Raw genomic sequence first — 23555 nt, forward strand, 5'->3', positions numbered from 1 at the left:
CACATGGAGTGACAGTCCGGCCGGGCACGTTTAACCTGAAAGGCCTGCCCCCCAGTCCTCGGAGGACGGCCCATGTCCCGTGCCCCATCCGCACTCGTCACACTCATCCTCGTCAGCCTCGTCTCCGCCAGCCCACGCACCGCGGAGGCGGGCAACGTCGAACCTTTCTACGGCGCCTTCAGCACCCAGGTCCCCATCGAGCTCCCCGCGTTCCACGCCCTGGAGCCGAACCTGACGCTGACGTACAGCTCGGGCGGGCAGAATGGCTGGCTCGGCGTGGGCTGGTCGGTCTCGGGCGTCTCCTTCATCGAGCGCGCCTCGCGCGGCAAGGGCGCTCCCCGCTACGACGCCAGTGACATGTTCCTGCTCGACGGGCAGGAGCTGGTCGCGGACGCCTCGCTCGGGGGGACGCACTCGACGCGCATCCAGGGCTACATGCGCATCGTGCAGGACAGCGCCAACAACCGCTGGACCGTGTACCGCAAGGATGGAACCCGGCTCAGCTACGAGCCTGTCTTCGCGGTCTCCCGGGGCACGTTCCGGTGGGCGCTCAAGACGGCGCAGGACACGCACGGCAACACGGTGAGCTACGGCTACTGGTGCGACTCCGGCGCGGACTGCTACCTGGACGCGATCGCCTACAACGGGACGACGATCAAGTTCTACTCCGAGGCCCGTCCGGATCCCATCTCCTATGCGACGGGCGCGGGCCTGGCGCGCACGAACTACCGGCTCAAGAGCATCCTGGTCTCGGCCCCTGGTCCGGCCCCCATCCGGGCCTACAAGCTGGCCTATGCCTCGAGCGGCGGCTCCGGGCGCTCCCTGCTGGTGAGCGTCCAGCAGTATGGCCGGGACGTGCTCATCGACGCGGCCGGCACCATCACGGGCGGCACGGCGCTGCCCCCCATGACGCTGGGGTGGTCCGGTGCTTCCGCCAACAAGCAGCTCCAGTACTCCGGCAGCTCCTCCACCTCCACCGAGACGTACTGGACCAGCGTCGTGGACCACCCCAGCTATCACGGGAAGACCGTCTCCCTGGACATCAACGGGGATGGGCGGGACGACCTGGCGATGGTCTACCAGGACGTCAACAACCGCGTCACCCTGGCCCAGCACTGGATCTCCGATGGCGGCAAGCTCCAGTACGCGGGCAGCTCCTCCACCTCCACCGAGACGTACTGGACCAGCGTGGTGGACAGCTCCACCTATCGCGGCAAGGTCTTCCCCATGGACGTGAACGGGGATGGGCGGGGGGACCTGGTGATGATCTACCAGGACGTCAACAACCGCGTGACCCTGGCCCAGCACTGGATCTCCGACGGCAACAAGCTGCAGTACGCGGGCAGTTCCTCCACCTCCACCGAGACGTACTGGACCAGCGTCGTGGACAGCGGCACCTACCACGGCAAGGTCTTCCCCATGGACGTCAACGGGGATGGGCGCGGCGACCTGGTGATGATCTACCAGGACGTCAACAACCGCGTGACCCTCACCCAGCACTGGATCTCCGACGGCAGCAAGCTGCAGTACGCGGGCAGCTCCTCCACCTCCAATGAGACGTACTGGACCAGCGTGGTGGACAGCTCCACCTACCGCGGCAAGGTCCTCGCCATGGACGTGAACGGGGATGGGCGCGGAGACCTGGTGATGATCTACCAGGACGTCAACAACCGCGTCACCCTGGCCCAGCACTGGCTGTCCGACGGCAACAAGCTCCAGTACGAGGGCAGCTCGTCCACCTCCAACGAGACGTACTGGACCAGCGTCGTGGACAGCGGCACCTACCACGGCAAGGTCTTCACCTCGGACATCAACGGAGATGGGCGGAGCGACCTGGCGATGGTCTACCAGGACGTCAACAACCGCGTCACCCTGTCCCAGCATTGGATCTCCGACGGCGGCAGGCTCCAGTACGCGGGCAGCTCGTCCACCTCCAACGAGACGTACTGGACCAGCGTCGTGGACAGCGGCACCTACCGCGGGCGGGTCCTCCCCATGGACGTGAACGGAGATGGGCGGGGGGACCTGGTGATGATCTACCAGGACGTCAACAACCGCGTCACCCTGGCCCAGCACTGGCTGGCGGCGGGGACTTCACCGGATCTGCTGACCTCGGTGTCCAATGGCCTGGGCGGCACGACGACGGTGCAGTACACGCCCTCCTCCGCCTGGCAGAACACCTCGCTGCCCGCCGGCATGGTCTTCCAGACGGTCTCGTCGGTGACGACCACCGACGGGCGGGGCAGCAGCTCCACCACGAACTACTCCTACCAGGGCGGCCTCTGGTCCCACTCCGAGCGCCGCTTCCTCGGCTTCCGCAAGGTGACCGGTGTGCTGGATGCCGCCGGCAACTACACCGAGACCTACTACCACCAGCACGTCGGCTGCGTCTCCAAGCCCGAGGCCACCTACTTCCGCGATGCGGCCGGGAGGATCTACAGCTACTCGAAGTACACGTACCAGGAGAACAGCGCCCCGCCGTACACCTCGCTGCTCACGGAGCGCTGGGACTACGAATGCAACCAGGGCGCCACCTGCCAGCGGGTCGTCAACCAGCTCGGCTATGACGTCTACGGCAACGTGGTGCGCACCCTCGAGTACGGCAACTACGACGCCTCCGGCGACGAGCGCACCACGGTCCGCGGGTTCTACCCGAACACCACCCGGTACATCGTCGCCAAGGCGGCCTACGAGAACGTCTACGCGGGAATCGGCACGGCGGGGCGGCTGATGCGCCAGACGCTCCACGCCTACGACGGCGCCACCACGTACGCCTCGGCGCCCGTGTATGGCGACCTCACCTCGCGCAAGCGCTGGAACGACCAGAGCGGCGGCTATGTGACGGAGGCATTCACCTACGACGCCTCCGGAAACCTGGCCTCACGCACGGACGAGCGAGGCCATACCCGGACGACGGCCTACGACACCACCTTCCGCCTCTACCCGGTGCGGGAGTGCGATGCGCTCGGCCACTGCAAGGGCACCACGTATGACCTGACCCTCGGCAAGGTCACCTCCGAGACCGATGCCAACGGACTGACGCACACGCGCGGCTACGACGCCCTCGGGCGGCTGGTGCGCGAGACCCGGCCCGATGGCGGCTGGGTGGAGCGGCAATACCTCTCGTGGGGGAGCGCGAGCGGCCAGCGGGTGCGCCTCGTCCAATCGGATGGCACGGCGGACGGGCTCTGGGTGGACGAGTACTTCGATGGCATGCGGCGCGTCTACAAGCGCGTGCGCGAGAACGGTGCCACGCATCTCGTCCTGTACTCCGATGGCTCCGAGCGCGTGTGGAAGGAGTCGCTCTGGTACGACCCGGCCACGGAGACGCCCCGCTACCAGGTCTTCGCCTATGACGGCGCGGGGCGCGTGCGTACCGTCACCAGCCCGGACGGCAGCTTCGCGGAGAATGTCTATCAAATCTGCCACAACCCGTCCGACCCCGACTTCGCCGCGCCGCGCTCGTGCATCACGCACTACGACGAGCTCCGGCACGCCACGCGCAAGGCCGCCGACGGCCTGGGCAACGTGGTGGCCGTCTCGGAGTGGAGCGGCGGCGTGGAGAGCCGGACCCGCTACCAGCGGGACGTCCTGGGGCGGCTCGCGCGGGTGACGGACGCCGCGGGCAACGTGTCCACCAAGACGTGGGACTCGCTCGGCAACAAGCTCGCGGAGTGCGACCCGGATCTGGGCTGCTGGAGCTACGGGTACGATGCGGCGGGCAACCGCACCTCGGAGACCGATGCCAGGGGACAGACGACCCGGGTGACGTATGACGCCCTGGGGCGCCGGGTGTCCAAGGCGCTGCCCGGCGGCGGACTCGCGGCGTGGCGCTACGACGAGGCCGGACACGGGGCGGCGGTGGGGGACAGGCCCACGAGCCTCACCTGGGACGAGGGCTCCGAGAACCTCTCGTACGACTTCGCGGGACGGGTGACGAGCTCCACGCGGTGCATCCTCGGGGTGTGCGCCACGACGCGCTGGGCGTATGACCAGCTCGGACGGCTGGCGAGCGTGACGTACGGCGATGGGGAGTCCGTCAGCCACGCGTATGACAGCGCGGGGCGGCTGGCGAGCGTGGGCGGCTACGTCAACGCGCTCGCGTACAACGCCCGGGGGCAGATCACCCGGGTGTCGCTCGCCAACGGCGTCACCCAGTCCTACACCTACGACGCGGGCCGTCAGTGGCTCTCTTCCTCCCAGGTGCTGCGCGGCACGACGACGCTCTACTCGGCCAACTACGCGTATGACGCCGCCGCCCGCGTCACCTCCCAGTCCTCCTCCACGGATCCACTGCTCAACGTGAACTACGGCTACGACGAGCGCAACCGGCTCGTCTCCGTCTCCGGCGCCCAGTCCCAGTTCTTCACCTACGACGCGCTCGGCAACCTCACCTACAACTCCGCGGTCGGCGCCTACGGCTACGGCAGCGCCACCCCAAGGCACGCCTCGACGGTGGCCGGCGCGAGCAGCTACACCTACGACGCCAATGGCAACATGACCGGTGGCGCCGGGCGCGAGCTGCGCTGGGATGACGAGAACCGGCTCGCCTCGGTGACCCGGAGCGGCCAGACGACGACGTTCTTCCATGATCCGGACGGCGGGCGGATCTCCAAGACGACGGCGGGCAACACCACCCGCTACTTCGGCAAGCTCTTCGAGATCGGCCCCGGCGGCGCCTACCTCAAGCACGTGTACGCGGGGGCGCTGCTGGTGGCCAGCAAGGGCCCGGCGGGAACGAGCTTCATGCACCAGGACCACCTGGGCTCGGTGCAACTGATGACCAACGCCACGGGGGCGGTGGTCCACAGCTACGACTACGCCGCCTATGGCAAGACGCTCGCCGACTCCGGCGGCGTGGCCAATACCCGCGGCTTCGGCGGACACGAGACGGACGGGGAGACGGGCCTCGTCTACATGAACGCCCGCTACTTCGATCCGGAGCTCGGACGCTTCATCTCCCCGGACTCCATGGTGCCGGATCTGGAGAACCCCCAGGCGCTCAACCGCTACGCCTTCGGCTACAACAACCCCATCTCCAACGTCGATCCCACGGGCCATGCGCCGGTGGTGGCGGCCGTGGTGGCGGTGGTCTCGGTGGCCGCCTCGACTGCCCCGGTCTGGGTGACGGCCGTGGCGGCGGTGGGAGCGGCGGCCACGGTGGCCGGCTATGTGCTCAAGGATCCCTTCCTGATGACCCTCGGCGGCATCGCCCTGGGCTTCGCCACCGGGTACATGGGGCCGCTGCTGGGAGGCGGCCTCGCGGGAGGACTCATGGGCGCGTCGGTGGCGGCGCTCACCTCACCGCTGAGCCCACTGGAACCCGGGCTGAAACAGGCCATCGGCTGGGCGTACACCGCCGCGAGCTTCGTCGCCGGGCAGATGAAGTCCAGTGAGACGCTGGAGCAGCTCGAGCAGCAGGCGCAGCAGCAGGCGGCCCGGGAGGGAGTGGACATGGCCAGGGTGAGGGCGAACTTCGAGGATCCCCAGCGCGCCCTGAGCTCGGCGTACGTCGCCGCCCAGGAGACACACACCTCGCTGCAGCATGTGCTGGAGACCGCCATGCGCGCGGGGGAGAAAGGCTTCGGAATGGTGGGGCCCGGCAGCGGGATGACCACCACGGTGCTCGAGAAGCTCGTCGGGTGGATTCCCTCCGTCCGGCTCCACGGCGTCGTCCATGACGCCTACGGCTTCGCCTTCAACACCTGGCAGATCGGCCCCGGCTATACCTATGCGGGCCAGCTCCTGCTCTCGCAGGACATGCCGGTCGCCGGCCAGGTCACCGGGGTCTTCCGCAACAGCTTCCTCACCCCCTACGGCCTGAGCGACATCCAGAACTCCGCCATGCGGAGCGGGCGCCAGCTCGAGTTGATGGTCATCTCCTCGACCCGGGGATGAGCCGGTCTCACGGTGCGTTGCCCGGCGCGAGCCCGGTGACGCACCGTGGGCCCTCACGGTTCGACCCGAGGCCCTCGAGGGGAAGTGGGGTCAGGGGGCCTCCGTGCTCGCCTTCGGGGCCGGGCGAGGGGGGCCGTTGGCCACGCTGTTCAGGTAGTTCAGCGACATCTTCAGCTGGTAGTCCGTCAGCTTCGCCGGCACGTCCCAGTCCCGCACGCTCTCGGGCAGGTTCTTCGGCTTCGCCACCGCGTCGGACTCGCTCGACACCACCGGCTCCGCCTTGAAGTGCCGGTCCAGGTCCTTCTCCCGCGGCTGGTCCCTCGCGCCCTTCCCTCCCGGCGCCTCCGGCACCTGGTAGTCCGGCGTGATGCCCTTCTCCTGGATGCTCCGTCCCTTCGGCGTGTAGTAGCGGGCAATCGTCAGCTTCAGCCCCGAGCCATCCTCCAGCTCGATGACCGTCTGCACGCTGCCCTTGCCGAAGGTCTGCGTGCCCAGGATGGTCGCGCGTCCGTGGTCCTGCAGCGCTCCCGCGACGATCTCCGACGCCGAGGCGCTCCCCGCGTTCACCAGCACCACCAGCGGGTAGTCCGGCTCCGTGTCCCGGTCCTTGCTCAGCTCCTCGGTCACGCGGCCGCCCTTGCGCCCCCGCGTGCTCACGATGGGCAGGTTCCCCGGCAGCCACAGGTCGCTCACCGCCACCGCCTGGTCCAACAGCCCTCCCGGGTTGTTGCGCAGATCCAACACCACCCCGCGCAGCGGCTTGCCCCCGTTCTTCTCCCGCAGCCGGTCCAGCTCCTTGCGCAGGTACAGCGCCGTGCGGTCCTGGAAGTTCTTCACCTTCAGGTGCGCGATGCCCCCGTACAGCTCGCCCTCCACCGAGATGATGCGGATGTGGTCCCGGATGATGGCCAGCTCGCGCGGCGCGTTGAAGCCCTCGCGCATGATGGTCAGCAGCACCCGCTTGCCCGCGGGGCCCCGCATGCGCTGCAGCACCTCCGGCACGGGCATGCCCTGGATGGTCTCCCCGTCGATGGCGAGCAGCTCGTCACCGGCCCGGATGCCCGCTCGCGCCGCCGGGGTGTCGTCGATGGGCGCCACCACCACGATGCCCTCGCCCTTGCGCGCCACCTCGATGCCCAGCCCTCCGAACTCGCCGGAGGTGTCGATCTTCATCTCCTTGAAGACCTCGGGCGGCATGAAGATCGTGTGCGGATCCAACGTCTCCAGCATTCCCTGGATGGCGCCGTACATGAGCTTCTTGTCATCCACCGGCTCCACGTAGTTGTTCTCCACGTAGGAGAGCACCCGGGCGAACACCTCGAGCTGCTCGTACGTGGAGGTGTTGGGAGGGGGCGGGGGAGCCTGGAGCAACAGGCCCGCGGCGAGTGCCGCGCGCCAGGAGTGCAGGGAGCGCATGAGCCCCGAGTCTAGCACCCGGCCCGCGCCCCGGCCCTCCTACAGCCCCGCGGTGTCCGCGAACTGCACCAACTCCGACACCAGCTCGTTCGGCCGCTCTACCTGCGGGATATGGCCGAACTCCTCCACCACCCTCACCCGCGAGTGCGGCGGCAGGTGCGAGCGGAAGAAGTCCAGGCTCTGCCGGGGCAGCAATTTCTCACTCCCACCCCACACGCACAGCACCGGCATGGCGAGCGACTGGAGCAGCTCGGGCTTGAGGTACTCGCGCGTGGCCAGCGCATCCGCGCTCAGCTCCCTCACCGCGGGCGTCGAGTAGATGCCCCGCACCATGTCGGCCATCAGCATCATCAGCATGGGCGGACGGTGGAAGAGGCGCCGGGTGAGCGCGCGGGACTGCTCGGCCGTGCGCACGTCCATGGACTGGAGCACCTCCACGAAGAGCTCGTGCCCCACGTCCGCGCCCGCGGGCGCCACCAGCCCCAGGGCCTTCACCAGCTCGGGGTGCTCGGCCGCCAGCTGCACGGACAGGGCGCCACCCAGCGAGTTGCCCACCACGAAGGCCGGGCCCCCCACCACCTTCCGGTGGTACTCCACCAGCATGTTGTACTGGCCCCGCACGCACGTGGGCCCGAGGCAGTACTCCGGCGAGAAGCCGTGCCCCGGCAGGTCCACCGCCAGCACCCGCTCGAAGCGCCGGGCCAGCCCGAAGAAGATGCGCGCGAAGCCGTTGGCCGTCCCGCCCAGCCCGTGCACCAGCAGCACCGGCGGCCCCTTGCCCTTCCCCTTCAGCTCGTAGTGGTGCAGCCGCTGCCCGGCCACGTCCACCATGCTCGACCGCACCCCGCGCGCCACCAACATGCGCCGGGTGACTTCCTGGAGTCCTGAGATGAGATCCACGGCCGGAAGCTAATCCCCTCCATGCCGCACCGCATCATTTCCGTGCCGCATCCTTCCACGAGTGGACGCCCGGTGCCCGGCCCGGGGCGAGCGGTCAACGCGCCAGCCAGGGAGCGGGATCCACCGCCTGCCCGGCGCGGCGGATCTCGAAATACAGGTAGGCGCCCTTGAGCGAGCCGGTGTCACCGACCTCGCCCACGACGTCACCGGCGGCCACCTGGGCGCCCACCTCCTGGGCCACGGAGGCCAGGTGCGCCACCAGCGTGTGGTAGCCGCCCCCATGGTCGAGGATGAGCAGGTTGCCGTAGCCGCGCATCCATCCCGCGTAGGCCACGGTGCCCTCGGCCACGGCCTTCACCGGCGAGCCCGCGGGCGCGCGGATGTCCACGCCCTTCTGCACGGTGACGGTGTTGAAGCGCGGGTTCACCACCTTGCCGAAGCCCACCTCGATGAGGCCCGGCGCGGGGAAGGGCAGCTTGCCCTTGAGCGCGCCGAAGCCGGACGTGGCCGGGCCCTCGTTGAGGTCCTGGATGACGCGGGTGAGGTCCGCGTCCGCCTGCTCCAGCTCGCGCACCATGCGCCGCGCCAGCTCCGCCTCGCCCTTGATGGCGCCCACGATCTCCTCGAGCGCCGCCTGCTGGGCCCGAGCCAGCGCCGCCTGCTCGCGCAGGAAACCCAGGCGCACGTCCAGCGAACCCTGCAACCGGCGCAGCTCGGCGGCCGACTGGCGCCGCAACCGGGCCACGCGCTGCACCGTGCGCAGCAGCCGCAGGTCCTCCTCGAGCGTGGCCCGCAGCGCGCGCGAGCGCCACACCATGGCGGAGAAGTCCCTCGCGCTCAGCAGCACCTCGAGGGGCCGGCGGCGCATCAGCCGGTACATGCCCCAGAGCCGGGGGGAGAGCCGGCGCATCTGCCCGCGCAACATCTCCTGCGTCAGGGAGTCCTCCTGCTCGGCCACGGCGAGCCGCTTGCGGAAGACGGACAGGTCGCGCTCCAGCGCCTTCACGCGCTGCGAGCTGGTGGCCGCCCGCTGCTCCACCATCTCCAGCACCTCGAGCGCGGACACCTTGCGAGACTCGATGAGCGCGAGCGCCGCCCGCTGCGTGGCGAGCTTCTCGCGCACGGCCTCCCGCTCGGCCGCCTCGTCCAGCACGGGAGCGGACGCGGGGGGAGCCGCGTCCTCCTGGGCGAGGGCGGCACCACCCCACAGCAGCAGCGAGAGGAGGACGAGCCGGCTCATACCCTCAGGAAGCGCCCCACCGCGATGAAGCTGCCCCCGAGCCCCAGCCCGCAACCCGCCGCGAGCAGCTCGAGGGCGATGCCGGGCTCCAGCAGCGGCACCATGCCGCTGGGGCCCACGAGGAAGGAGAAGAGCGAGGCCAGGCCGGGCCCCGCGAGCCGCTCGAAGGCGAACAGTCCGGCCAGCGCCACGCCAGCGCCGAGCAGCCCTTGCAGGAAGCCCTCGATGAGGAAGGGCGCCTTGACGAAGCGGTCCGTCGCGCCGACCAGCTTCTGGATTTCGATCTCGCCGCGGCGCGCGTAGATGGCGAGCTGCAGCGTCGCGGACACGATGACGACGGTGGCGAGCAGCACCACGGCGAAGGCCACCCACCCGCCATAGCGCAGCGCCTTGGAGATGGCCGAGAGCCGCTCCACGGCCTCCTCGCCGTAGTCCACGCCGGTGACGCCGGGCAGGGCGCGCAGCTGCTGCGCGAGCGCCTTGAGCGCGCCCGGGGTACGCCGCTCCTGGGGGACCTCCAGTTCCAGCGAGGGCGGCAGGGGATTCTCCGGCAGCTGGGCGAGCGCCTCGCCGAGGTCACCCAGCTCGGTCGCGAGACGCTCGAGCGCGGCCCGAGGGGGAACCAGATAGGCGCGGCCCCCACTGAGGGCCACCATGCGATCTCGCAGGACGGTGGCGCCCTCTTCGTCGAGCTCGGGGGAGAGGTACACCGTCACCTGGACCTCGCCGCCGAGGGAGCCGATGAGGGCCTCGACCATGCGGCCGGTGGCCTGGGCGAGGCCGGCGGAGAAGATGGCGATGGCGATGGTGGTGACGGCGACGAAGTGGATGAAGGGCGCATGGCGGAGGCCCGAGGCCGCCGAGCGCCAGAAGTAGGCCGCCTTCGCGAGGACGCTCATCCCGCCGCCATCCGCCGGGCGGCCTTGACGCCGTCCTCGTCCGACACGATGAAGCCGTTCTCCAGACGCAGGGTGCGCTTCTGGTAGCGGGTGATGAGGCTGTGGTCGTGGGTGGCCACCATCACCGTGGTGCCCCGGGCGTTGACGTCCATCAGGAGGTCCATGATCTCCAGGGTGAGCGCGGGGTCGAGGTTGCCGGTGGGCTCGTCGGCCAGGAGGATGGTGGGGTCATTGACGAGCGCCCGGGCGATGACGACGCGCTGCTGCTCACCACCGGAGAGCTTGAGGGGCATGGAGCTGGCCTTGTGCTGCAGGCCCACGAGCTTGAGCATGCGCAGGACGCGCTCGCGAGCCACGGCGCGAGGGACGCCGAGGACATCGAGGGCGAAGGCGACGTTGTCCTCGACGGTGCGGTGGGGGAGGAGCTTGAAGTCCTGGAAGACGACGCCGATGTTGCGCCGCAGGTAGGGGACGGCCGACTCGCGGATGCGGGCGATGTTGCGGCCGCCCACGAGGATCTGCCCCTTGGTGGCCTTCTCGCCGCAGAAGATGAGCTTCATGAGGGTCGTCTTCCCGGCGCCCGAGGGCCCGGTGAGGAAGACGAACTCGCCCTTCTGCACGTGAAGGTTGATGTCCGAGAGGACGGGCGGATCGCCAGGATACGCCTTGTAGACGTGGAACATCTGGATCATCGGCGGGACCGATTATGGCCTCGTGGAGGCCACCTCGCCACGTTGCGGACGTGGCTTCCCGCTGGACCCGGAGTGCGACCCACATCCCGGCTCCAGGTGAGCCTCGGTTGCCTGCTCGCCAAGCGACCTGCTGCCCTGCTCATCATGCGCGCCATTGGCCCCCCTTCAGTGGAGTTCCAACACCGCCACCGCAGTGATGACGGCCCCTATCGGTATGGCCCTCATCGCCCAACGTGAGGCCAGTGAACGCCGACGGTTGGAGCACTTCGGAACCGCGCTCATGCTGGGCGTGGCCTACGCCGCCAACGTGGAGGCACCGACACGAAGCACATGTTTTCTTCGGAACAAACTCCTTGGATTGCTGACTTCCTCCCGTCCGCCGTCCGTATCATGGAGATTGTTGAGCGTGAGTGTCAGGAAGAACGGATGAGCAGGAGACGAACAAAGAGATGAGATTGATTCCGGCGCACTGATTCTGGCTCCTCTTGCCCTCTAACCTGGTGCACTCATGACCTATCATTCAAACTTCGATGTCGACGCCGTCATGAAGACGCTCGGAACGGTGGGCGCGAAGTACCCGGAGGGCACGCCGGAAGACGAGGCGCTCCGAATCGCCTCGGTAGCGTTGCTTTATCTCCGCGACACCCAGACGCTGGATGAATACCGCGATTATTTTCGGAGATTCTTCACCTATAAGCCGGTGACCCTTGCTCAAACGTTCGCGACGAAAGAGGAAGCGGACAAATGGCTCGCCAGTGGAAATGCCAAGGATGGCGATCTCGTCAAAATCGTTGAACAGGGTTTTGTCGTGTATGACATGCCGAAGGGATTGAAGTTCGTCCCGAGGCCCCTGCCGGATGAACTGGGACCTCCAGATTCGAAGTAGGCCCGCCAACAGGAACCAACCCCGGCCCATGGCCACATTCGTTCCACCTGTGGCAGGGTGGAAACGTGGCTTCCCGCTCGACCCGGAGTGCGACCTCCACCTCGCTGTCCCGTGTGCGCCTGATTGGCCTGCTCGCCGGGCCGCTCGCCGCCGGGGCCCTCCTGCTCATTCCTTCGGGCCTCCACGCTGTCCCCGGCATGGGCCACCGCCCGGCCGCCGCCGCCGCCGTGGCCGCCTGGATGGCCCTCTGGTGGTTCACCGAGGCCGTCCCCATGGCCTGGACCGCCCTCCTCCCCCTCGTCCTCTTCCCCGCGTTGGGCGTCTTCGGCACCAGCGGCCTCCCCGCCTCCCTGGGCCGCTCCGCCCTGCCCTACATGGACCCCTACATCTTCCTCTTCCTCGGGGGCATGGCCCTGGGCGCCGCGCTCGAGCAGTGGCACCTGCACCGGCGCATCGCCCTGCTCATCATGCGCGCCATCGGCACCGCTCCCCAGCGCCTGCTGCTCGGCATGCTCGTGGCCACCGCCTCCGTCTCCCTGTGGATCTCCAACACCGCCACCGCCGTGATGATGGTGCCCATCGGCATGGCCCTCATCGCCCAGCTCGAGGCCGGCGAGGGCCGCCGGCTGGAGCACTTCGGCGCCGCGCTCATGCTCGGCGTGGCCTACGCCGCCAACGTCGGCGGCATCGGCACCAAGATCGGCAGCCCCACCAACTCCGTCTTCGCGGGCGTGGCCTCGCGACGGCTCGGCACCGACGTGGGATTCCTCGAGTACATGGCCGCCGCCCTGCCCTTCGTCCTCCTCTTCGTGCCGCTCATCTGGTGGGTGCTGTGGCGCAAGGGCCGCCGGGACGCGCTCGGCCCCGGCAAGGGCGTGGACGTCATCCAGCGGGAGCTGTCCGCGCTCGGGCCCCCCTCCGCGGGCGAGAAGGTGGTGGGCACCGTCTTCCTCATCGCCGCGCTGCTGTGGATGGGCGGGGACTTCCTGCGGCCCATGCTCGCGCCCTGGGTGGCCTCGGCCTTCGGGGGCTTCAAGCTGCTCGGCAAGCACTACGAGGCGGGCGTGGCGCTGCTCTCCGCCGGGACGCTCGTGCTGCTGGGCCGGCTGTCTCTCCGGGCCCTCGCCCGCGTCCCCTGGGACACGCTGCTTCTCCTGGGAGGCGGCTTCGCGCTCGCCGCGGGCATCGAGGGCGGCGGGCTGTCCACGTACATGGCCGCGCGCCTGACCCACCTCGAGTCCCTGGGCCCCACCGCCCAGTACGGCGCCGTGGCCCTCACCACCGTGCTCCTGTCCGCCGTGGCCTCCAACACCGCCACCGTGAACGTGCTCCTCAACGTGCTCCCCGGCTCGCTGCCCCTGCTCGCGGTGAGCACCTTCGCCGCCTCGTGCGACTTCGCCCTGCCCGCGGGCACTCCGCCCAACGCCATCGTCTTCGGCAGCGGCTACGTCCGCCTGCCCACGATGATGAAGGTGGGGCTGCCGCTGGACCTGCTGTCCGCCGCGCTCCTCACCCTCTACGGGCTCGTCTGGGTGCGCTTCGTGCTCGGCTGAGCACGGCGCCGGGGGCCTACTGGTTGTTGTCCTCGCCCGCCAGGTAGCTGAGGATCACCTCGTCCAGGCTCTTCTCCGAGATGAGGTCCTCTCCGAAGAGCGTCTCCACCCCCACCTCGTTGATCTTCGGCGCCACCTTCAGGGCTCGCGCCGCGGCGATCTCCGGAGGCACGAACGCCGCCACGGGCACCGCCGGCTGCGGGGCCTTGGCCGCCGGGGCCACCTGCCGGGCCTGCGCGGCGTCCTCCGCCGTGCCCAGCTGCCCCGGCTGGTAGTGCCGCACGCCCGACGTGTCGAAGCCGTCGTACACCCCGTTGATGAGGTTGCGCAGCATCTCCTTGTGCTGCTCCTCCATCAACTCGCGGACCACCTCGCCCAGGTTCTCGGCGTTGAGGATGTCCGCGTACGACGTCTTCTTGGACGCGAGGATGTTACCGCCCACGAACAGGTGGGTGATGATGTGGGGGTTGTTGACGCCCGAGTCCTCGGTCTGGACGTGGTAGACCTTCCCCTTGTACTTGATGTTGTGGTTGAAGCCGGTGACGGCTTTTTCGAAGGTTTTCGCCATGCCCGAGGCCGCGGAACGTACCAGCGCCTACCAGGGGACACAAGGAACGCGTCGGCTCTTCCTCCTCGGATGCTCGCTGGCCTCCCGGCTGGAAGACCGGACGCCTGCATCGTTCACCCCATGACTTCGTCCAGGATCCGACTCCTTGTAGAGTCTCCCCTGGACGTGGTCGGCGGACCCCGCTCGACCCCCCTGAGCACCCCGGGACTCATGACGAAGAAGAACGAGCTCAAGAACCACCTGCGCCAGCAGGACGCCACGGCTCTGGCCCAGGGCTACTCGCCCGCCATCCGCGCCATGGAGATCGCCAGCATCGTCTCCTTCGTCGCCCTCGAGTCCGCCCTCGTCTGGCGCCTGGCCGGCAACCCCCACACCGGCCCCTGGCTCCTGCTCAGCGCCGTCCTGCTGGGCTACCTGGCCGCCGACTTCGTCTCCGGCTTCGTCCACTGGATGGGCGACACCTGGGGCTCCACCGACATGCCCGTGCTCGGCAAGGCCTTCATCCGCCCCTTCCGCGAGCACCACGTCGACGAGAAGGCCATCACCCGCCATGACTTCGTGGAGACCAACGGCAACAACTGCCTCGTCTCCCTCCCCGTCGCCCTCCTCGCCGTCCTCCTCCCCCACTCCAGCTCCGGCCAGGTCTTCGTCTCCGCCTTCCTCGGCGCGATGATCTTCTGGGTGATGGCCACCAACCAGTTCCACAAGTGGTCCCACATGGACCACCCCCCCGCGCTCATCGGCTTCCTCCAGCGCGTCCACCTCATCCTCCCCCCCGAACACCACCGCATCCACCACACCGCCCCCTTCAACAAGTACTACTGCATCACCGTCGGCTGGATGAACAAGCCGCTCCTGATGATCGGCTTCTTCCCCACCCTCGAGCGGCTCATCACCCGCGTCACCGGGCTGATTCCGCGCAAGGACGACATCGGCACCGAGGCCGCCCTCGAGCTCTTCGCGGTCACCTCCACCGCCACGCCTCCCGTCGTCCAGGCCGCCAAGGAGCTCCTCGAGGCCGCTCCGGAGGAGACTCCCTCCGTGTCCTCGGCCCGGCCTTCCTGATTCGCGGGTCCGTGCTGTGGTCTGGGGCTCTGGGGGGAACCCGGGGCCCGGATACCCTCACCCCGTCCCTCTCCCGGGGGGAGAGGGGAAATTGGACTCAGAAGGACAGGTCCACCTGCTCCGCGGACTGGATGGGCCTCCCGAGGAACCTCGCCCCCACCTCCACGAAACGCTCCGGTACGTCCGTCACGAAGTAGTGGTGCGCCGGCGTTCCTCCCCCGGTCGCCAGCAGTCGCTGCTCCTCCAGCAGCGACGCCACCACCTCCGCCGTCGCCTCCGCCGAGTCCACCAGTTCCACCCGCGGCCCCACCGCCTCGGCGATGACGTCCTTCAGCAGCGGATAGTGCGTGCACCCCAACACCAGCGTGTCCACCCCGCTCCGCGCGAAGTCCGCCAGGTACTCGCGGGCCACCAGCCGCGGTACGTCTCCTCCCAGCCACCCCTCCTCCGCCAACGGCACGAAGAGCGGGCACGCCCTCGCCTTCACCTTCACCCCCTCCGCCCCCGCCGCCGCCTCCAACTCCCGCTGGTACGCCCCTGAACGGATGGTCCCCGGTGTCCCGATGACGCCCACCCCTCCGCCCCGCGTCCTCCTCAGCGCCGCCCTCGCCCCAGGCGCAATCACCCCCACCACCGGCACCGGCAGCGCCGCCGACAGCGCCGGCAACGCCACCGCCGAGGCCGTGTTGCACGCCACCACCAGCAGCTTGATGCCCCGCTCCAGCAGGAACTCCGCGTTCTTCAGCGAATAGCGCGTCACCACCTCGCCCGACTTCGTGCCGTAGGGCACCCGCGCCGTGTCTCCCAGGTAGAGCGTGCTCTCGTGGGGAAGGTGGGACATCAGTGCCTTGAGGACCGTCAGTCCTCCGACACCCGAATCGAAAACCCCGATGGGACCGTGGCTGCCTTGCCGCATACCCGGCTTCCCTATCACGTTTGATGCCAACCCCAGGCGCCCGCCCGCGAAGCAAGGAGGGCCGAGGCGGTTGCCCCGGCCCTCCGGACTCCAGTCAGGCGGCCTGCTGGTTAGAACTCGCGGACCAGAGCCACCGTGTACGCCGTATCCGAGACCGTCTTCTGCTCGAAGGCCCTCACCGTCAGCACGTCCGGCAGGTCCTCGTTGCTGTAGGCGATGACCGAGCCCTTCATGCCGCGGATGTACACCTCGTACCGGCCCGGCTTCAGGTACTGGTAGAGGATGGGCGCGCCCGTGCAGGACTGGGGATCACCCGCCGAGCCGTAGACCATCTCCCCGGTCTCCAGGTTCTTCATGTTGATGAGCATCCCCGTCAGGCCCGCCTCGGCGCAGGTCCGGCGCGTGGTGCTGCTGTCCCACAGCTCCCAGCGCAGCGACATGCCACCCACCGCGAAGAACCGGAAGGACTCGGACCGGGGGCTGCCCGCGCTCGTCGTGAACGTGCCGGAGGTGTTGTACAGCGGCATCCCATCCCGGCCCGCCAGATCCCGTCCATAGGCCACCATCTGGATGGTGTGCACCCCGTCCGCCAGCCACGGCGTCTCCACGCCCCCGTTGCTCATGCCGTCCGCGCAGTTCAGGCTCACCCACTCGCCCCCGTCGATCTGCGCCTTGATGGAGGTCACGCCGGCCTGCGAGCAGGACGGGTTGTTGCTGTACGTGTTGGGCGGGAAGTACCAGGACACCAGCGCGTAGGACATCCCGTTGGGCGTCAGGTCGATGTTCACCCGCACATCCCCGTTCACGAGGAAGGTGCCCCGGCCCTCGAAGAGCGTGGCCCCGTCATAGCCGATGGCCCGGATGGTGTAGGGGTAGCTGCCGGGCGCGAAGTCGTGCAGGACGATTCCATCCACTCCCGCGGTGTTGCAGGCGTAGACGCCGCCGTTGTGCAGCGCCTCGCCGGGGATGGAGATCTGGATGTTCTTCACGTCCGGCACATCCGAGCACCGGCCATTGGGCGCGAACGTCCACAGGAAGGTGACGTCGCCCGCGCGGCCCTGCTGGGAGCCACCACCATCGCCGTCGATGATGATGCAGCCCGTGCTGGCGGCCGTGAGACAGAGGAATGCGGCGAGGATTCTGGCGTTCATGGGACGTCCTCGATTCTTGGATCGATGGAGGGGAGGGGGCGGGCATGCGGCCCGTCACACACCCCCTCGGACGCCCCCTCGGGGAATTTATTCAAAGCCCAGCAACTATCTCCCGCCAGCCCCTCCCCCCCGCCGGGTTTGTTTGACCACCCCGGACACGGATGTTACGGCCTGCCCCCCATGATGCTGCCCCATCTCCCCCCGGCGCTCGGCGCCATGAACTACCTGCAGATCCTCCGTGACGCCTCCCTCCTGGAGCTGGGCGTGCTGGGCCTGCTGATGGCCGTCTCGGTGGCCTCCTGGGCACTCATCGCACTCAAGCACACCCAGTTGTCGCGCGCCCGGAGCCAGTCCCTCAGCTTCCTGGACTCCTTCTGGAAGGCCTCCCGGCTGGAGACCATCTACCAGGACGCCCAGAAGCTGGACGGCTCGCCGCTGTCCAAGGTGTTCTGCGCTGGATACGAGGAGCTGAGCAAGCTGGCCCAGCACAAGGAGGGCGCGGAAGGTGCCATGGCCGAGCGGCTGGGCGGCATCGAGAACGTGGAGCGGGCACTCAACCGGGCCTCCACCAACCAGCTCACCGAGTTGGAGCACCGGGTGTCCTTCCTGGGCACGGTGGGCGCGGCCTCGCCCTTCGTGGGGCTGTTCGGCACGGTCATCGGCATCCTGAATGCCTTCAACTCGATCGCCGAGCAGGGCAACGCGACGCTGGCCACGGTGGCGGCGCCGGTGGGCAACGCGCTGTTCGCCACGGCGGCCGGCCTGTTCGCGGCCATCCCCGCGGTGGTGGCGTACAACTCGTTCGTCAGCCGCATCAAGGTGTTCGACACGGAGATGGCCAACTTCTCCGCGGACTTCCTCAACATCATCAAGCGGCACTTCTTCCGCTAGGAGACACGCGCCATGGGCATGGGCTCCAATCGCGGAAGCGGCGGCCGGGTCACCATGAGCGAGATCAACGTCACGCCCATGGTGGACGTGATGTTGGTGCTGCTCATCATCTTCATGGTGACGGCGCCCCTCATCCAGCAGGGCGTCAAGGTGAACCTCCCGGAGGCGAAGGCCGCCCCGGTGGAGGCCGCCGAGAAGAAGCTGGTGCTGTCCATCGACGCGCAGCGGCGCATCTACATCGGCGAGGCCGAGGTGGCGGTGGACGAGCTGGAGAAGAAGCTGGCCACCAACGCCAAGGCGCAGGCGGACAAGGAGCTGTACCTGCACGCGGACCGGGACGTGCCGTACGGCGTGGTGGTGGACGTCATGGCCGCCGCCCAGCGCGCCGGCATCACCAACGTGGGGATGATCACGGACCCCACGGCCGGGGGCCGGGCGTCCAACAAGGGCAAGAAGGAAGCGAAGGAAGCAAGGCGCTAGCCCATGCACCCGGCCGTCAACCACAGTCTGCTCGCCCCGAGGAGCTCCCGCCTGGGGCGCTTCCTCACGGTGTCCCTGGTGGGGCACGCGCTCATCCTGCTCGCCGTGGGGCTGTACAACGCCTTCGTCGAGAGCCCCCAGGTGAACCTGGACCAGAAGCCCATCCGCGCCACGCTGGTGCGCCTGGGCAAGCCCCGGGACGAGAAGCTGCTGCCGCGCAAGGAGCAGCCGCCCCCGCCTCCGCCCAAGAAGGTGGAGGCCCCGCCCACTCCCACGCCCCCCGCGCCCGAGCCGGCCAAGGTGGCCGTGCCCATCCCCGGCGTGAAGCCGGAGCCCGCCCCCGCCCCCACGCCCCAGAAGGGCGAGGCCAAGGGCGAGGACCGGCGCAACAAGCTCTTCGGCGCCTTCGACAAGCTGTCCAAGAACTCGAAGCCCGACGAGGAGCTGGACGGCGCCGAGGACGGCGACCCCAATGGCGACTCCGCCACCGCCGAGGGCGAGCGTTACTTCGGCCTGCTCTCCTCGCAGGTGCGCCGCCACTACAACGTCGCGGACACCATCCCCGACACCGAGCGGATGTACCTGAAGGCCCAGGTGGCCATGCGCCTCAACCGCACCGGTGAGGTCATCGAGGCGCGACTGGCCAAGGCCAGTGGCAATGGCCTCTTCGACTCGGCCGTGCTGGCCGCGGTGAAGAAGGCCTCTCCCTTCTCCCCTCCCCCCGACCATCTGCGGGACACGCTGCAGAAGAGCGGCATCGTCCTGGAGTTCAGCCCGTGAACGCGAAAGCCCTTCTCCTCTCGCTCCTCCTGTTGCCCGTGGCGGCGCTCGCCCAGGCGCCCGTCATTCAAATCTCCGGTGCCAACTTCCGGCCCCTGCCCCTGGCCGCCACCGCCCCCCTGCTCCAGGGCGAGGAGGCCAAGGCGTCCGCCCAGGAGGTGGACGAGGCCTTCATGTATGACCTGACCGCCTCCGGCATCTTCCAGGTGCTGGACCGGAAGAGCTTCCTGGCGGACCCCAAGGAGGGCATGGCCGCGGGCAGCATCAACTTCTCGCGCTGGGCGGACGTGGGCGCCGAGTCGCTGGTGAAGTACTCGCTGGCCCAGGAGGGCGGAGAGCTGAAGGCCGAGGCGCGCGTGTTCAACGTGGGCACCGGCCGCGAGGACTTCAAGACGACGCAGAGCGCCCCCGCCGCCGAGCCGCGCCAGGTGGCCCACAAGCTCGCCGACGCCATCTACCGCCACTTCACCCGCGAGCCGAGCCCCTTCCTCTCGCGCATCACCTACGTGCGCAAGACGGGCAACAACCGCGACGTGTGGACGGCGGACTGGGACGGCCGCAACGCGAAGCAGGTGACCCGCGGCGGCATCAACCTGCTGCCCTCGCTCGGGCCGGATGGCGCGGTGGGCTACACCTCGTACCAGCAGGGCGAGCCGGAGCTCTACGTCCGCAAGCCGGACGGCGGCACGGCGCGCCTCAAGACGGCCGAGGGGCAGATGGCCACCGGCATCGCCTTCTCGCCGGATGGCAAGCGCATCGCGTACTCGCTCGCCTCGGGCGAGAGCACGCAGATCTGGGTGGCCGAGGCGGATGGCGACAAGCCCAAGCAGCTCACGGATACGCGCTTCGGCATCAACACGAGCCCCTCGTGGTCGCCGGATGGCAAGCGCATCGCGTTCGTGTCCAACCGGGGCGGCTCGCCGCAGGTGTACGTGATGAACGCGGATGGCTCGGGCGTGCGCCGGCTCACCTTCCAGGGCAACTACAACCAGACGCCCGACTGGTCTCCCCGGGGAGACCTCATCGCCTTCACCGCTCGCGACGAGCGCAACGCGTTCGATCTCTTCACCATCAACGTGGACAACGGCAAGGTGACGCGCCTCACGCAGGACCAGGCGAACAACGAGGAGCCCTCCTTCTCGCCCAACGGCCGCCTGATTCTCTTCACCTCCACGCGCAACGGCGGGTCTCAGCTCTTCGTGATGACGGCGGATGGCAACAACCAGGTCGCGCTGCCGGGTCAGGAGAAGGCCACGCTGCTGACGCCCGACTGGGGCCGTTGAGCCCCTTCTGGAATGCCCGCGATAGGGTCCATGGGTTGAAGAACAGGGACAGATACCCTCACCCTGACCCTCTCCCGAGGGGAGAGGGGATATCCGCGGGCCCTCGGGACAGCGTCGCCAGACTCTGGTCCCTCTGCGACGTCCTCCGGGACGACGGCACCTCGTTCCACCACTACGTCACCGAGCTCACCCAGCTCCTCTTCCTCAAGATGGCCAAGGAGGCCGGCCAGGAAGACGCCCTCCCCAAGGGCCAACGCTGGGATGACCTCAAGGCCCGGAGCGGCGCCGCCCGGTATGACTTCTACCAGCAGCTGCTCCTCGAGCTCGGACGCGCTCCCCACCGGCGCGTGAGCGCCATCTACGCGAGCGCGCGCACCGCGCTGCGCCAGCCCCGGCACCTCGAGCAGCTCGTGGACGGCATCGACGCGCTCGACTGGTTCAGCGCGCGCGAGGACGGCCTGGGCAACCTCTACGAGGGTCTGCTCGAGAAGAACGCGACCGACATCAAGAGCGGCGCGGGCCAGTACTTCACGCCTCGCGCGCTCATCAACACCCTGGTGGCGCTCGTGCAGCCCCAGCCCGGAGAGCGCATCCAGGATCCGGCGGCTGGAACGGGCGGTTTCCTCGTCGCGGCGCACGAGCACATCAAGGCCAGGACGCGGAACCTCCAGGACCTCGGGGAGAAGGAGGCCACCTGGCAGGTGGAGCAGGCGTACACCGGCGTGGAGCTGGTGCCCGAGACGCAGCGGCTCGCGCTGATGAACTGCCTGCTGCACGGCATCGAGGGTCCACGCGGCGGTGAGGGCGCCATCCAGCTCGGGGACTCGCTGTCGGGCCTCGGCGCGAGCCTGCCCCGGGCCCACGTCATCCTCACCAATCCCCCGTTCGGAACGAAGAAGGGCGGCGGGCGGCCCACCCGGGAGGACCTGACGTACTCCACGAGCAACAAGCAGCTCGTCTTCCTGCAACACATCTACCGGGGCCTGGCGCCGGGGGGCCGCGCGGCGGTCGTGCTGCCCGACAACGTCCTCTTCGAGGATGGCGTGGGACAGAAGGTGCGCACCGAGCTGATGGACCTGTGCGAGCTGCACACGCTCCTGCGGCTGCCCACGGGCCTCTTCTATGCCCAGGGCGTGAAGACGAACGTCCTCTTCTTCACCCGGGGCCAGAAGGACACGGGCAACACGAAGGCGGTGTGGGTCTACGACCTGCGCGCGAACATGCCGAACTTCGGCAAGCGCACCCCCTTCACGTCCGACACGCTGAAACCCTTCGTGCACGCCTACGGCACGGACCCGCACGGCAGGAGCCCTCGCACGGACGAGGGGGAGACCGGACGGTTCCGCAAGTTCACGCGCGAGGAGCTCGCCAGGCGCCACGACAACCTCGACATCGCGTGGCTCAAGGACGACAGCCAGCATGCCCCCGAGGACCTGCCCGACCCGGAGCTGCTCTCCGCGGAGATCGAGGCCGAGCTCCAGAGCGCGCTGCGGGACATCCAGGCGCTCACGAAGCTCCTCACGGGTGCACCGGCGGAGGACGACGAGGAGGCGGCATGAGCCCGCTCCCGAAAGGATGGGCAACGGCCCGCCTCGGTGACGTCGTCGAGGTGGTTCGCGGGGCCTCGCCGCGCCCCAAGGGCGACCCCCGGTATTTCGGCGGTCCCATCCCGTGGATCTCCATCGGAGACCTCGGCCGCGAGCCGGCCCGGACCCTGTCGAAGACGGCGGAAGGAGTGACCACCGCAGGAGCCCAGAAGAGCCGCCTGCTCCCCGCGGGCACCCTCATCCTGTCCAACAGCGCCACGGTCGGCATCCCGAAGATCCTCTCCGTGGAGGGCTGCATCCATGACGGCTTCGTGGCCTTTCCGAACCTCGACCCGCGCCTGTTCGTGGCGGAGTTCCTCTACGAGTTCTTCCGCCACATCCGCACCCGGCTGCTCGACGCGAACCGCCGGGGCATGACGCAGGTCAATCTCAACACCGCAATCGTCCGGAACATCGAGGTCGTCATCCCCCCGCTCGCCGAGCAACGGCGCATCGTGGCCCGGCTCGACATGCTCCTCGCCCACAGCGGCGCGGCCAGAGCGTCGCTCGAGCGCGTGCACGAGATGCTCGGGCAGCTGAGACAGGCCACCCTGGCGTCGGCGTTCCGGGGAGACCTGACGGCGGACTGGCGCGCGAAGCGTGGGCAGGACTCCCTCTGGGATGCCGCTCAAGCCGCCGCGCTCGCGAGTCCGGGGAGCCGCTCACCCCAGCTCGAGAAGCCCGCGGAGGACGGCGTCGAGCAGGCCCGGTGGCCACACCGGCGGCTCCCGGATCGCTGGTGTTGGGTGCCCTTCGAGCTCGTGTTCTCGGACGAGACGAGCGGCGACAAGAAGCTCAAGCGGGAGGACTACCTGGAGCACGGCGAGTTCCCCGTGGTCGATCAGGGCGTCGCCGAGGTGGGCGGCTACTCGAACGATCCAACGCTCGTCTACGACGGAGAGCTGCCGGTCGTGCTCTTCGGCGACCACACCCGGTGCGTGAAGCTCCTCTCGCGCCCGTTCATCCAGGGCGCGGAGGGCGTGAAGGTGCTCCGGCCCTCACCCCTCGTCGAGCCGGGTTACGCCTTCTTCCTGCTGCGAGCCCTCTCCATCCCGGAACGGAGCTACGGCCGCCACTTCAAGTTCGTGAAACCCGCGTGGTTTCCCCTGGCCCCCAGAGCCGAGCAGCTCGAAATCGTGTCCCGGCTCCAAGCGGCCCGGGCCCACGAGGACACGCTCGTGGCCCGAGCAGGGAGACAGCGGGACAACCTCTCCCTGCTCGAACGAGCGCTCCTCGCGCGGGCCTTCCGCGGCGAGCTCGTTCCCCAGGACCCGAACGACCCGCCCGTCTCCGAGCTGCTGGAGCGCCTTCGCGCGGAGCGCTCCCCATGACCCGGAGATTTCCGCTGCCA

General features: G+C 68.9%; 18 protein-coding genes. 10 read left to right on the forward strand and 8 right to left on the reverse strand.

Annotated elements, in window-relative coordinates:
* The first annotated feature begins 72 nt into the window (after window positions 1–72).
* Entirely contained in the window at window positions 73–5898 is a 5826-nt protein-coding gene (locus tag VFZ09_RS20600; protein WP_329729330.1) for an RHS repeat-associated core domain-containing protein, read from the forward strand.
* Window positions 5899–5988: 90 nt separating this feature from the next.
* Here the strand turns inward: VFZ09_RS20600 and VFZ09_RS20605 are convergent, their stop codons facing one another.
* The 5 genes from VFZ09_RS20605 to ftsE form a co-directional block, all read right to left on the reverse strand.
* On the reverse strand, window positions 5989–7314 hold the full coding sequence (locus tag VFZ09_RS20605) for a S41 family peptidase (RefSeq protein ID WP_329729331.1): 1326 nt from the start codon (window positions 7312–7314) through the stop codon (window positions 5989–5991).
* A 39-nt stretch (window positions 7315–7353) separates the two neighbouring features.
* Window positions 7354–8214 (reverse strand): alpha/beta fold hydrolase, encoded by an 861-nt coding sequence (locus tag VFZ09_RS20610; protein ID WP_329729332.1) that lies wholly within the window; start codon window positions 8212–8214, stop codon window positions 7354–7356.
* Between the two features lie 94 nt (window positions 8215–8308).
* On the reverse strand, window positions 8309–9454 hold the full coding sequence (locus VFZ09_RS20615; RefSeq protein ID WP_329729333.1) for a murein hydrolase activator EnvC family protein: 1146 nt from the start codon (window positions 9452–9454) through the stop codon (window positions 8309–8311).
* The gene (locus VFZ09_RS20620; protein ID WP_329729334.1) at window positions 9451–10353 is read right to left on the reverse strand and encodes an ABC transporter permease; all 903 of its coding nucleotides are present in this window, start codon (window positions 10351–10353) and stop codon (window positions 9451–9453) included. The genes VFZ09_RS20615 and VFZ09_RS20620 overlap by 4 nt, the downstream gene beginning before the upstream one ends.
* The gene (gene ftsE, locus VFZ09_RS20625; protein WP_329729335.1) at window positions 10350–11045 is read right to left on the reverse strand and encodes a cell division ATP-binding protein FtsE; all 696 of its coding nucleotides are present in this window, start codon (window positions 11043–11045) and stop codon (window positions 10350–10352) included. The genes VFZ09_RS20620 and ftsE overlap by 4 nt, the downstream gene beginning before the upstream one ends.
* 508 nt (window positions 11046–11553) lie before the next feature.
* Here ftsE and VFZ09_RS20630 point away from each other — a divergent pair.
* Together VFZ09_RS20630 and VFZ09_RS20635 are read left to right on the forward strand one after the other, a co-directional pair.
* On the forward strand, window positions 11554–11931 hold the full coding sequence (locus VFZ09_RS20630) for a hypothetical protein (RefSeq protein WP_329729336.1): 378 nt from the start codon (window positions 11554–11556) through the stop codon (window positions 11929–11931).
* 65 nt (window positions 11932–11996) lie between these two features.
* Window positions 11997–13484, forward strand: a complete 1488-nt coding sequence (locus tag VFZ09_RS20635; protein WP_329729337.1) for a DASS family sodium-coupled anion symporter — start codon at window positions 11997–11999, stop codon at window positions 13482–13484.
* A 16-nt stretch (window positions 13485–13500) separates the two neighbouring features.
* On the opposite strand, the gene VFZ09_RS20640 is transcribed toward VFZ09_RS20635, so the two are convergent.
* A complete protein-coding gene (locus VFZ09_RS20640) occupies window positions 13501–14052 on the reverse strand; it encodes a hypothetical protein (protein ID WP_329729338.1) in 552 nt (183 codons plus the stop codon).
* A gap of 210 nt (window positions 14053–14262) precedes the next feature.
* Between VFZ09_RS20640 and carF the strand changes: the two genes are divergently transcribed.
* Complete coding sequence (carF, locus tag VFZ09_RS20645; protein ID WP_329729339.1) at window positions 14263–15117, forward strand: plasmanylethanolamine desaturase; 855 nt, start codon at window positions 14263–14265, stop codon at window positions 15115–15117.
* A gap of 97 nt (window positions 15118–15214) precedes the next feature.
* Here the strand turns inward: carF and murI are convergent, their stop codons facing one another.
* Both murI and VFZ09_RS20655 read right to left on the reverse strand, forming a co-directional pair.
* Window positions 15215–16033, reverse strand: a complete 819-nt coding sequence (gene murI, locus VFZ09_RS20650) for a glutamate racemase (protein WP_329729340.1) — start codon at window positions 16031–16033, stop codon at window positions 15215–15217.
* A gap of 110 nt (window positions 16034–16143) precedes the next feature.
* On the reverse strand, window positions 16144–17184 hold the full coding sequence (locus VFZ09_RS20655) for a hypothetical protein (RefSeq protein WP_329729341.1): 1041 nt from the start codon (window positions 17182–17184) through the stop codon (window positions 16144–16146).
* 183 nt (window positions 17185–17367) lie between these two features.
* On the opposite strand from VFZ09_RS20655, the gene VFZ09_RS20660 reads away from it, so the two are divergent.
* From VFZ09_RS20660 to VFZ09_RS20685, 6 genes are read left to right on the forward strand one after another with little or no spacing between them, the layout of a single operon-like run.
* A complete protein-coding gene (locus VFZ09_RS20660; protein WP_329729403.1) occupies window positions 17368–18075 on the forward strand; it encodes a MotA/TolQ/ExbB proton channel family protein in 708 nt (235 codons plus the stop codon).
* Window positions 18076–18087: 12 nt separating this feature from the next.
* Window positions 18088–18555 (forward strand): protein TolR, encoded by a 468-nt coding sequence (gene tolR / locus VFZ09_RS20665; RefSeq protein ID WP_329729342.1) that lies wholly within the window; start codon window positions 18088–18090, stop codon window positions 18553–18555.
* A 3-nt stretch (window positions 18556–18558) separates the two neighbouring features.
* Window positions 18559–19335 carry an energy transducer TonB gene (locus tag VFZ09_RS20670; protein WP_329729343.1) on the forward strand — a complete coding sequence of 259 codons (777 nt, stop codon included), beginning with the start codon at window positions 18559–18561 and terminating at the stop codon, window positions 19333–19335.
* Entirely contained in the window at window positions 19332–20618 is a 1287-nt protein-coding gene (gene tolB / locus VFZ09_RS20675) for a Tol-Pal system beta propeller repeat protein TolB (RefSeq protein ID WP_329729344.1), read from the forward strand. Before VFZ09_RS20670 ends, tolB begins: the two co-directional genes overlap by 4 nt.
* A 35-nt stretch (window positions 20619–20653) precedes the next feature.
* Window positions 20654–22177, forward strand: a complete 1524-nt coding sequence (locus VFZ09_RS20680) for an HsdM family class I SAM-dependent methyltransferase (RefSeq protein WP_329729345.1) — start codon at window positions 20654–20656, stop codon at window positions 22175–22177.
* Entirely contained in the window at window positions 22174–23535 is a 1362-nt protein-coding gene (locus tag VFZ09_RS20685; protein ID WP_329729346.1) for a restriction endonuclease subunit S, read from the forward strand. Before VFZ09_RS20680 ends, VFZ09_RS20685 begins: the two co-directional genes overlap by 4 nt.
* The last annotated feature ends 20 nt before the right edge of the window (window positions 23536–23555 follow it).

The sequence above is a fragment of the Archangium sp. genome (genome assembly GCF_036277355.1).
GTDB lineage: Bacteria > Myxococcota > Myxococcia > Myxococcales > Myxococcaceae > Archangium.

What these genes read in the sequence shown, in the direction of transcription:
- tolR (WP_329729342.1), top strand. Translation starts at nt 18,088, where the DNA reads ATGGGCATGGGCTCCAATCGCGGAAGCGGCGGCCGGGTCACCATGAGC.
- VFZ09_RS20685 (WP_329729346.1), top strand. Translation starts at nt 22,174, where the DNA reads ATGAGCCCGCTCCCGAAAGGATGGGCAACGGCCCGCCTCGGTGACGTC.
- VFZ09_RS20670 (WP_329729343.1), top strand. Translation starts at nt 18,559, where the DNA reads ATGCACCCGGCCGTCAACCACAGTCTGCTCGCCCCGAGGAGCTCCCGC.
- VFZ09_RS20630 (WP_329729336.1), top strand. Translation starts at nt 11,554, where the DNA reads ATGACCTATCATTCAAACTTCGATGTCGACGCCGTCATGAAGACGCTC.
- VFZ09_RS20600 (WP_329729330.1), top strand. Translation starts at nt 73, where the DNA reads ATGTCCCGTGCCCCATCCGCACTCGTCACACTCATCCTCGTCAGCCTC.
- VFZ09_RS20605 (WP_329729331.1), bottom strand. Translation starts at nt 7,314, where the DNA reads ATGCGCTCCCTGCACTCCTGGCGCGCGGCACTCGCCGCGGGCCTGTTG.
- murI (WP_329729340.1), bottom strand. Translation starts at nt 16,033, where the DNA reads ATGCGGCAAGGCAGCCACGGTCCCATCGGGGTTTTCGATTCGGGTGTC.
- VFZ09_RS20660 (WP_329729403.1), top strand. Translation starts at nt 17,368, where the DNA reads ATGCTGCCCCATCTCCCCCCGGCGCTCGGCGCCATGAACTACCTGCAG.
- VFZ09_RS20620 (WP_329729334.1), bottom strand. Translation starts at nt 10,353, where the DNA reads ATGAGCGTCCTCGCGAAGGCGGCCTACTTCTGGCGCTCGGCGGCCTCG.
- carF (WP_329729339.1), top strand. Translation starts at nt 14,263, where the DNA reads ATGACGAAGAAGAACGAGCTCAAGAACCACCTGCGCCAGCAGGACGCC.
- VFZ09_RS20640 (WP_329729338.1), bottom strand. Translation starts at nt 14,052, where the DNA reads ATGGCGAAAACCTTCGAAAAAGCCGTCACCGGCTTCAACCACAACATC.
- VFZ09_RS20655 (WP_329729341.1), bottom strand. Translation starts at nt 17,184, where the DNA reads ATGAACGCCAGAATCCTCGCCGCATTCCTCTGTCTCACGGCCGCCAGC.
- ftsE (WP_329729335.1), bottom strand. Translation starts at nt 11,045, where the DNA reads ATGATCCAGATGTTCCACGTCTACAAGGCGTATCCTGGCGATCCGCCC.
- VFZ09_RS20615 (WP_329729333.1), bottom strand. Translation starts at nt 9,454, where the DNA reads ATGAGCCGGCTCGTCCTCCTCTCGCTGCTGCTGTGGGGTGGTGCCGCC.